The following is a 3,310-nucleotide window of genomic DNA, read 5'->3' on the forward strand; positions in this document are numbered from 1 at the left end:
ATAAAAAGTCTTATTTCAAATAAAGATGTGTGTTGGACGATTAGCGTTGAAGATAAATTTGGTTCTTATGGTTTGGTGGGTGTTGTGATTACTTCTGTTGTAGATGAAGTGATGATAATAGATACATTTTTGATGAGTTGTCGGGTTTTGGGTCGTGGAGTAGAGAAGAGTATCTTAGCAGGACTCAAACGATATGCACAAGAGAATAGTATAGCTAGAGTAGAGATGCCTTTTGTTCCCACAGCCAAAAATAGACCAGCTCTTGACTTTATAGAGAATAGTAGCTTTAATCTTAAGAGTGAATGTCTATATCAGATGAGCGTAGATGATTTACCTATCGTGGATAGTTTTGTAGATTTTTATTTTGATAAAGGGATTACGACACTCAAAAATGAGACTACTCAAGAAGATAAAATAATTGTTATTGAAAGTGTAGAAGAAGAGCAAAAGACATTTAATGATTTTCAGTTTAATCTATTAGAGACTTTGCCAAAAGAAGATATAGATAGCATTGTTCACAAGAAATTTTATGAGCCTTTACTTCATCATAAAGGTAGTGATAGAGTGGAACTAATGGCATCTGATACAGATATATCACAAGAGTATATCGCACCCAAGAACGAAAATCAGAAAAAATTAGCTTCTATCTATCAAGAACTTCTAAATATAAAATCTATAGGTATCAATGATAATTTCTTTAATCTAGGAGGACATAGTCTTTTGGCTACGAGAGTGCTATCTAGGGTTTATCAGACATTTAAAATATCTCTTACTCTCAAAGATATATTTGATAATCCTACGATAGCTTCACTAGAAAAGCTATTAGATGTAGAAAAGAGAAGTGATAAAGAGATTAAGAAAGCTCCAAATATGAGGCACTATCCACTCTCTGTGATGCAAAAAAGAGTGTGGCTGATAGACCAAATGGGTGGAGGTGTGGCGTATAGTATGCCTGTTGCTATAGAAGTTCTAGGCAGACTTGATGTAAAAAAGTTATCATCAGTATTTGATATGATTACACAAAGGCATGAGATATTAAGGACAAAAATAGTCACTATAGATAATAAGCCAGTCCAAGAGATACAGAGCCGTTTGGATATAGAGATAAGTGTTCAAAAAGTCAATAAAGAAGAGATTGTCGCTGATATAGAGAGAGATAGTAATATCGTCTTTAATTTATCAGAACTACCTCTATTTAGAGTCAAAATATATAAGCTCAAAAAAGATAAATTTGTTATTTATTTCAATATGAACCATATCATAAGTGATGGTTGGTCAATGGGTGTGATTACCAAAGAGATAACAGCACTTTATAATAATCAAGATTTAGAAGATTTATCTTTACAATATAAAGACTTCTCTTTTTGGCAAGAGACACAATATACCCAAGAGAGTGAAGATAGAGAGTATTGGTATGATAGATTGAGTCCAAAGATAGAGCCTTTAGCCTTTCCGACTGATTATCCTAGATTTAAAGAACAGTCGTTTAATGGTAATACGATTACTTTGGATTTGACTTCAGAAGTAGAGAATATAGAGAAATTTAGTAGAGAATATAGTGTGACGCTATTTATGTTTTTGGTCTCATCTATCAAAGCGATATTGGCAAGATATACGATGCAGAGCGATATAGTATTGGGCTATCCTGTATCAGGCAGAGAGAGTATAGAACTAGAAAATCAGATAGGCTTTTATGCCAATACTCTGATATTGCGAAATAGTGTAGATTTTGAGAGTGATTTTGTGATGCTTATCAATCAGGTAAAAGAGTCTCTACTAGAAGCAAATACGCATCAAAACTATCCTTTTGAGAAGCTTTTAGAAGCGTTGAATATAGAGAGAGATTTATCTCGTTCACCTCTTTTTGATTATACTATCTCGCTCAATGGTGATGATGGTCAAGCATTGAAGCTTGGCAAATCAGAGATTAGACCTTTTGAATTTGACTTTAATATGTCTCAATTTGATATGAGTTTTAATTTTGTCTCTTCTAATGAGGGCTTGTATCTCAACCTCAATTATAATACAGATTTATTTGCAAAAGAGAGTATGCAAGGATTTTTGGAGAATATAGATAGGCTTATGACTACACTACTCAAAAATCCATCTCAAAAGATAAAAGAGTTAGAGTATTTAAATCCCAAAAAGACGCAAAAATCATTTAGAAGCAAAACACTTAAAGAGCATTCTATTATGAGCCTATTTGATAGACAAGTAGATAAAAGAGCCAAAAATATAGCTCTAACTTATGATAAAAATCAGAATAGCTATAAAGAGTTAGATAAAAAGTCTAATGCCCTATCACACTATTTGGAAGATAATTTTGATATTCAAAAGGGTGATAGAGTTGCTTTGTTGCTAGATAGAGAGTCTAGTGTAATAGCGATATTGGCTATATTAAAACTAGGTGCTTGTTTTGTCCCTATCAATCTCTCTATGCCACAAGATAAGATAGAGTATATACTTCAAGATGCTAATATAAAAGTGTTGTTAAAGAGTGATGATATAGATAAATCAGGTAAATATTCTAAGAAAAGTATCTCTAAAAAGAGTGATATAAATGCAACAGCTTATATCATCTACACATCAGGAACAACAGGTAATCCCAAAGGTGTGGAAGTAAGCCAACGCTCTTTACTTAATTTACTGCATTGGTATATTGATGATTTTGATATAGACAAAAAGACAAAAGCACTCTTGATGATACCAACCTCTTTTGATGCGTCTATCAAAAATATATTAGCCCCACTTATCACTGGAGGAGAATTAATCATATCCAAAGAGCAATTTGACCCGTTTTATCTGCTTAATGTGATTGAGAAAAATAAAATAACACTTATCAACTGTGTACCTAGTGCATTTTCTGCATTATTAGATGTAAGTGATAGAGAGTATAAACGACTAAAATCATTAAAATATCTAGCTTTAGGTGGTGAGGCTTTGGATTTATCTCTATTACAAGACTATTATTTACACTCAAATATCAAGATATTTAATATCTATGGACCAACAGAAGCCACAGATATAACAACGATTTATGAAGTCAAAAAAGATGACTTTGACAAAAGTTCTGTATCTATAGGAAGACCTATTACAAATAGCAAAGTATATATCCTAGATAAGTTTGATAATATACTACCCAAAGGTGCAGTAGGAGAGATAGCTATAGCAGGTGAGGGTGTAGCCAAAGGGTATATTAATAATTTATCATTAACTTCTCAAAGCTTTATAGATATTCCAAATCTAGGCAGGGTCTATAAAACAGGAGATTTGGCAAAAGAGTTATCCAATGGTGAGTTAGAATTTTTGG

Annotated in this window: 1 protein-coding gene; it reads left to right on the forward strand. The window is 32.6% G+C overall.

Annotated elements, in window-relative coordinates; translation table 11 throughout:
• Nucleotides 1-27: 27 nt before the first annotated feature.
• Nucleotides 28-3,310 (forward strand): condensation domain-containing protein (locus GSY74_RS07650; RefSeq protein ID WP_164664510.1); only part of this gene is annotated, 3,283 nt, incomplete at its 3' end.

The sequence above is a fragment of the Sulfurovum sp. bin170 genome, from assembly GCF_010892395.1.
In the GTDB taxonomy this organism is placed as follows: domain Bacteria; phylum Campylobacterota; class Campylobacteria; order Campylobacterales; family Sulfurovaceae; genus UBA1140.